This is a genomic window from Stenotrophomonas sp. HMWF023, from assembly GCF_003060985.1.
GTDB lineage: Bacteria > Pseudomonadota > Gammaproteobacteria > Xanthomonadales > Xanthomonadaceae > Stenotrophomonas > Stenotrophomonas lactitubi.
Map to the genome: position 1 here is coordinate 1 of NZ_QAIJ01000253.1, position 6,504 is coordinate 6,504.

Here is a 6,504-nt window from a genome sequence, read left to right on the forward strand (position 1 = left end):
GCACAACGTGCTGCTGACCGCACCGGGTTACTACTTCCTCACCACCGATACGCCGAACCTGATGCGCTGGCTGGCCAGCGAACTGCGCGCCAGTGGCGTGGATCTGCGGTTGCAGCATTCGTTCACCAGAGCCTGCCGCGACGGCGACGCATGGCAGGTTGAAGGGGTGGGGCGCACCGCGTATCTGGTCGGCGCTGACGGTGCACGATCGCGTGTCGCGCAGCGCACCGGCCTGGGCCAGGTGCGCGACAACCTGTACGGCGTCGAGCGCGAGTTTGCCGGCGTGCAGCTGCCAGAAGGCGATGCCTTGCACTGCTTTGTCAGCCGCCGCTTCGCACCCGGCTACATCGGCTGGGCCGCGCAGAACCCCACCGGCGTGCAGGTGGGGCTGGCCCTGCGCCACGATCCCGCCGATGCTCGCCCGCCGGACATCGAGGGTTTCCTTGCACATGTGCGCGACGTGGTCGGCCTTCCGCGCGCGGCCGAGGCTGCCGGCACCCGCGCGGGGCTGGTGCCGTGTGGCCTGCCGGACGGCCCGATCACCGCGCCCGGAGTGATCCTCACCGGCGACGCGGCCGGCATCGTGTCGCCGCTGTCGGCCGGCGGCATCCATTCGTCATGGCGGCACGGCTGGGCGGTCGGCGATGCAATCGGCCTGCATCGGCGCGGCAAGGGGCCAGACGCCGAGCAGGTGGCGCGACAGGCTGCGCCCACCTTTCACCGCAAGCGCGTACTGCGCTGGGCCATGGACCACCTGCAGCGGGACTGGCCGGTCGACGCGCTGCTGTGTACCGGTCCGGTACGCCGGCTGGCCGAACAGATCTACTTCCACCGACGGGGCGTTCGGGCCTGATCCGGAAGCTGAACGCTGGCCGGCGAAAAGGCTGCAAAATCCTGTTGACGCCGTGCAGCAATCCCGACACAATAGCGCTCCTTCGACGCAGGTCGAACGGAATCTGCGGGAATAGCTCAGTTGGTAGAGCGCAACCTTGCCAAGGTTGAGGTCGCGAGTTCGAGTCTCGTTTCCCGCTCCAGATTCAAGAAGAACGCTCCCGCAAGGGGGCGTTTTTCGTTTGCACGCCGCCATCCAGATGCAGCCTCGCTAGCGCGGAATGCCCCGACTCGCGCTGCACCAGGTACGCACGTCCGCACGGTCGAAGCCGGCGCAGGCGTTCTTGCGCGGGATGTACAGGTAAGGCGCGTCGACCTGGTAGGTGAAGTGGTAGTAGTAGGTCCGGTCCTGGCCATACAGCCAGTAGTTCGACGAGCCGTCATTGATCACGTACGGCTCGAAGGAGAAGATCGACGACTGCGCGGGAATGAAGTTACTGCGGTCCATCAGCAGCATGGCCGCGTTCGATGCCAGTGGCGTAGCCAGGCAGATCGCCATCGTGCCCACGATAAGCACGGCCATGAAGATGCCGAGCGCGCGGCGAGGACTGGATTTCAAGCGTATTGCCTGCCGGTGGAAGCGTTCAGGCCAATGTGCCGCAGTGCCCGCGAACAGTCCAGCGTTCAGCTTGGCGGCGCCCGTGAAAGGCTGGGGAAAGGCCGAGGGTTCGCAATGCAGGCACCGCATACGCGCTGTAACTCAGCTCCGACTGATTCTCCATGTCCACTCCACAATCGCGGCGTAGCCTCCTCGGCTTCTCTCTCCACGAAGGTGGGCGGGTGGCCAATCGTTTCACTTCCCCTGCAGTGTCCGCTCAACGGCATGTGGCCCTGCCGCGCATCGTGCTGGGTAGCGGGGTGCTGCTGGCCAGCGTGATGCTGGCAGGCTGCATGTCGGTGCCGGTTCCGGATCTGCCCGATCGCACTCCAACGGTCTGGAATCAACCGGCCACTGCGCAAGGCGTCGCCGTCGATGCGCGGCAGTGGTGGAAGGTGCTGGCCGACGCGCGCTTGAACGCGCTGGTGGAAGAGGCCATCGCCGGCAATCTGGACCTGCAGCAGGCCACTCTGCGTCTGCAAGCGGTACGCATGGTATCCGGCACCTCTGATGCACGTTTCCGTCCGGAAATATCGGCCAGTGCCAAGCAGGTGCAGGACGCCGCCGCGGTCGACACCTACTTCCACGCCGGTGTCGAAGCGATCTGGGATCTTGGCCTGTTTGGCGCAGCGGAAAGTGCCCGGCTGAGCGCGCAGGCTGCCAACGGAAATGCAGAAGCACTGCGCGACGCAGCGCAGGTGGCGGTGATCGCTGATGTAGTGCGCAGCTACCTGGATCTTTCCGTCGCGCAGGCGCAAGCGGATCTGCTGGGCAGGCAGCAGGCCGTTGACGCACGCGGCGAGCAGCTGGGCCTGGTGCGGCAGCGCCTGCATCTGGACGAGCCTGGTGAACTGGATCGTCTGCGTGCGCGGAAGGCCGCCACACGCGCAGCCATTGCACAGGCGGATGAAAACGCAGGCAACGCCGCGCGTGCGCTGGCGCTGCTGCTGGGGCGCGATGGCCCGGATCCGGCCTGGAATGCCTACCGCACGCCACCGCAGTTGAGCGCCTTCACCCTGCAGCAGGTGCCGGCCGATCTGCTACGCCATCGCCCGCAGATCCTGCTGGCCGAGGCCGATGTACTGCAGGCCACCGCCGAAAAGGGCAGCGCACGCGCGGCGATGTTCCCGAAACTGAGCCTGGGCGGCTCCATCCTGTACGCCTACAACCTCACCCAGAACGCACGCTCCAACTCAGATTCCAGCCCATCGATAGGTCCCTACATCGACATTCCGCTGTGGGATTGGGGCCAGCGGCGCGCGCGCTACCAGTCCGACGACAAGCAGCTGGATGCGGCGTTGCTGGGCTACCGCAAAGCCGTGCTGCAAGGCGTGGCTGAAGTGGAAGGTGCATTGGGCAGCCTGGCCCGTCAGGACAGCAGCATCCAATCGCTGCAGGTGGCCGATGAAACTGCCCGGCAGCAGGTCGCGCGACAGGCCCGGCAGGTGCAGCTTGGCCTCTCCAGTGAGTTCGACGGGCTGGAAAGCCAGCGTACGGCGTTGTCCGCGCATGCCGATCTGATTGGTGCGCAGGGGGCGCGCGTGCTCGCCTTCGCATCGCTGTATCGCGCAGTGGGCGGCGCACCCTTGCCGGTCGAGCCAGAAGGCGACGCGCAATGATCGCGCTTGCCCGCAAAACGCTGGTTTACGAGTGGCGCAGGTTCCTGCCGGTGGTGCTGGCCATGTGTTTCGCCGGTGTGCTGCTGATCGTGCAGGCTGCGCTGGTGCTGGGCATCTTCGGCACCGCTGCGATCTACGTGAAGGCTTCCAGCGCCGATGTCTGGGCTGGCTTTGCCGGCACGCAGAGCGTGAACTACGGCCATGCGATCAGCGCGGATGTCGAGAGCCGGCTGCGCATGGACCCGGATGTCACCCGCGTCGAGCCCTACGAATGGGTCGACGGCGAGTGGCGCTCCAGCGCGCAGGGTACCGGTAACGTGTCGGTGTATCTGTCCGGCATCTCCACGGCGGACGACGCGATGATGTTCTCGCGCATCCTGTCGCCTGAGCTGCGTGCGCAGTTGCGCGAACCCGGTGCGGTGATCGTCGACAGCGCGGACCTGGACACGCTGGGAGTAGATCTGCGCAGCAACCGGGCGTGGATCAACGGCAAGGCCGTGCGTGTGGTCGCCGCGCAACCTGGCCTGCGTGGTCTTGGCGGCGTCAACGTGCTGGCGTCACTGGATACCGCACGTGCCATCGCCGGAACCGACCCGCATGAGGGCAGTACCTATTTCGTGGCGGGCACGCGATCACCGGAACTGGCAGGTCGCGTGCGCGATCGCCTCAACGTTTCAACGGGCCGCGCTACGCCTGTCGAATTCTGGACGGCGCCGGAGTTTGCCAGCCGCTCGCAGCAGTACTGGCTGTTCGACACCGGTGCCGGTATCGCGGTGCTGTTCATGGCGGTCATCGTCTGCTTCGTCGGCGCGGTGATCACCAACCAGTCATTCGCGGCGGTGGTGGCCGGGTCGGTACGCGAGTACGCCACGCTCAATGCGCTCGGAGCAGGCCGCTACGCGCTGGCGCGGGTGGTGTTCGAACAGGCCGTACTGATCGGCGGCGTCGGCATGCTGTTGGCTGCAGCCTTCAGCACGGTGGTGCTGTTGGCGGCTCAGACCCAGCGCGTGCCGGTACAGCTCACGCCGATGGTGGTTCTCGGCTGCGTGGCGCTGGTCGCGGTGATGGCCATGCTGTCGAGCATCATGGCGGTGCGCAGCGTCGTCCGTTCCGATCCATCGTTGCTGTTGCGTTGAAGGGCGACCGATGACGAACACCTCCATCACGTCCCCGACGCTGCGTGCCGACGCACTGGAAAAGGGCTTCGTGTCCGGCGATGTGCACGTTCCCGTGCTGCGTGGCCTGTCGCTGGACATCTATCCCGGCGAACTGACCCTGGTGTCGGGCCCGTCCGGCTGCGGCAAAAGCACGTTGCTGTCGCTGATGTCCGGCCTGTCGACGCCGGATGGCGGCCGCGTGCATGCGCTGGGACAGGATGTCAGCCACATGACCCGCAGCGAGGTGGAGCGCTTCCGCCTGCATCACGTCGGTTTCGTGTTCCAGGGCTTCAACCTGTTTCCCGCGCTCACCGCGTTGGAGCAGGTGCAGCTGCCGTTGGGCTATCGCGGCATGCGCAACCGTGACAGCGAGCCTTTGGCACGGCAGGCGCTGGACGAGGTCGGCCTCTCGCACCGCAGCCACATGCGCCCGGCGCAGTTGTCCGGCGGTGAGAAGCAGCGCGTGGCGGTTGCCCGTGCGTTCGCCAAGTCTCCCACGCTGATCTTTGCCGATGAGCCCACCAGCGCACTGGACGCCGAGAACGGCCAGCGCGTGATCGACATCCTGCACCGTTATGCACGCGCACATCAGGCCACGGTGCTGTGCGTAAGTCACGATCCACGCCTGATCCGCCATGCGGATCGGGTGATCGCCATGGAAGACGGCACGGTCCGCGATGACCGCCGCCAGAACGAAACCGTAGAGCCCAGCCGATGACCAGATTGCCGCCGTTGTTTTCCCTCAGCATCTCCTTGGGCGCGGCATTGCTGCTGGGCGCCTGCAGCAAGGATGCATCCGTACCCGCACAGCCGGCCGCATCTACATCCACCAGCGCGGACAAGGTGGCCGTCGCCCGCGGCATCATCGATGTGGAAGGCGGGCTGATTGCACTGGTTCCAGCGATGGATGGTTCGGTCAGCACCGCGCCGGTGAAGGAAGGGGCGGTGGTCCGCAAGGGTGATGTCCTGCTCACCCTGGACGGCGCACTGCTTGAACAGGAAGTGGGGATGGCCAACGCCGATCTCGCGCTGGCTACCGACCGGCTGAAGGGCAGCCAGGCGCAACTGCGCGAGCTGGAGCGCAACGCCACCCGCTTGGCCACTGGCGCCAGCGAGGGCGTGTCTTCCAACCAGCAGGCCGACGCGGCAAAGCAGCAGCTGGCTGGCGTTCGCGCTGATGTCGATGTGGCGGGCGCGCAGGTCGAGATGGCCCAGCACAAACTGGAGCACGCCAGGCTCAAGCTGCGGCAGATGTCGCTGACTGCGCCGGATGCCGGCACCGTGATCGGCCAGGTGCCGGGCGTGGGTGCGTTCGTGCAGGCCGGCAAGCCGGCGATGTCATTGCTGCCGGCGCGGCCCCTGCAGGTGCGCGCCGAACTGAGCGCGGCCTATGCCGATGCAGTGCAGGTGGGCATGCGCGCGACGGTGGTGATCGATAGCGATGGCACCGAGGGAAAACCGCTGCCGGTGGCACGCGTGGTCCGCATCAGCCCGGTGTTCGCGCCGGCGCGGTTGCCGGAGGATGCAGGGCGTGGCGTGGCCAAGGTGGTGGAGTGCGTGCTGGAATTCGAGAGCGCGGCAAAGGCGCGCGTCGGCCAGCACGTGCGGGTGGAGTTCCGGAAGTAACGGCATTGCTCTCTATCGGAGCGCGTGGCTCTGTTTCCTTCTGGCCAATGCCCGCCACGCGCTGACCAGTGACACCACACACAGCGCCAGCAACAATCCCACGTCCAGAAGCAGCAGCCACAGCAGGTGCATTCCCTGTACCGGGGGCTGATGCATCATCGACGCCAGCCACGGGAAGGTCCACGCCAGCAGCAGCACCAAGGCGATCAACAGTCGCAGCCATAAGTGATCGAATCTCCAGGGGCGCACGATCAGCGCAGCGATCACCAGCTCGACCGTACTCAACAGCGCGAACACGACGACGCTGCTGGTCGGGTAGGGCAGGGTTCCGCCATCGAAGTGCCGCAACATCCAGTAGTCCGGCGTAAAGCCCGCGTTGACCAGTGCGGCGATCACCGCCAGCCAGGTGAGGGCGATGAGGAGCCAGAACAGGCGGACATAGCGAGGTCTCGTGGGCGGGTTCATCGGGTAGGCGGGTTGTTGACGGCGTGAAGGAATTTCGACACAATAGCGCTCCTTCGACGCAGGTCGGAGAATCTGCGGGAATAGCTCAGTTGGTAGAGCGCAACCTTGCCAAGGTTGAGGTCGCGAGTTCGAGTCTCGTTTCCCGCTC

General features: G+C 66.1%; 7 protein-coding genes and 2 tRNA genes. 7 read left to right on the top strand and 2 right to left on the bottom strand.

Annotated features, from left to right (window positions below):
• Together DBR20_RS14040 and DBR20_RS14045 are read left to right on the top strand one after the other, a co-directional pair.
• Window positions 1-853: NAD(P)/FAD-dependent oxidoreductase (locus DBR20_RS14040; RefSeq protein ID WP_108266603.1), on the top strand; the 853-nt coding region annotated here is incomplete at its 5' end.
• Window positions 854-958: 105 nt separating this feature from the next.
• Window positions 959-1,034, top strand: a tRNA-Gly gene (locus DBR20_RS14045).
• A 68-nt stretch (window positions 1,035-1,102) separates the two neighbouring features.
• Here DBR20_RS14045 and DBR20_RS14050 read toward each other — a convergent pair.
• Window positions 1,103-1,450, bottom strand: a complete 348-nt coding sequence (locus DBR20_RS14050) for a hypothetical protein (RefSeq protein ID WP_258223366.1) — start codon at window positions 1,448-1,450, stop codon at window positions 1,103-1,105.
• A 332-nt stretch (window positions 1,451-1,782) separates the two neighbouring features.
• Here DBR20_RS14050 and DBR20_RS14055 point away from each other — a divergent pair, with 332 nt between their 5' ends.
• Genes DBR20_RS14055 through DBR20_RS14070 form a run of 4 tightly spaced genes read left to right on the top strand, consistent with a single transcriptional unit; the run spans window position 1,783 to window position 5,891 of the window.
• The gene (locus tag DBR20_RS14055) at window positions 1,783-3,108 is read left to right on the top strand and encodes a TolC family protein (RefSeq protein ID WP_258223369.1); all 1,326 of its coding nucleotides are present in this window, start codon (window positions 1,783-1,785) and stop codon (window positions 3,106-3,108) included.
• The gene (locus tag DBR20_RS14060) at window positions 3,105-4,244 is read left to right on the top strand and encodes an ABC transporter permease (protein ID WP_108266606.1); all 1,140 of its coding nucleotides are present in this window, start codon (window positions 3,105-3,107) and stop codon (window positions 4,242-4,244) included. Before DBR20_RS14055 ends, DBR20_RS14060 begins: the two co-directional genes overlap by 4 nt.
• Before the next feature lie 10 nt (window positions 4,245-4,254).
• Window positions 4,255-4,983 carry an ABC transporter ATP-binding protein gene (locus tag DBR20_RS14065; protein ID WP_099820058.1) on the top strand — a complete coding sequence of 243 codons (729 nt, stop codon included), beginning with the start codon at window positions 4,255-4,257 and terminating at the stop codon, window positions 4,981-4,983.
• Window positions 4,980-5,891 (top strand): HlyD family efflux transporter periplasmic adaptor subunit, encoded by a 912-nt coding sequence (locus tag DBR20_RS14070; protein ID WP_108266607.1) that lies wholly within the window; start codon window positions 4,980-4,982, stop codon window positions 5,889-5,891. The genes DBR20_RS14065 and DBR20_RS14070 overlap by 4 nt, the downstream gene beginning before the upstream one ends.
• Before the next feature lie 12 nt (window positions 5,892-5,903).
• Here DBR20_RS14070 and DBR20_RS14075 read toward each other — a convergent pair whose 3' ends face one another.
• The gene (locus DBR20_RS14075; protein WP_108266608.1) at window positions 5,904-6,356 is read right to left on the bottom strand and encodes a hypothetical protein; all 453 of its coding nucleotides are present in this window, start codon (window positions 6,354-6,356) and stop codon (window positions 5,904-5,906) included.
• 74 nt (window positions 6,357-6,430) lie between these two features.
• Between DBR20_RS14075 and DBR20_RS14080 the strand changes: the two genes are divergently transcribed.
• Window positions 6,431-6,503, top strand: a tRNA-Gly gene (locus DBR20_RS14080).
• Window position 6,504: the final 1 nt, after the last annotated feature.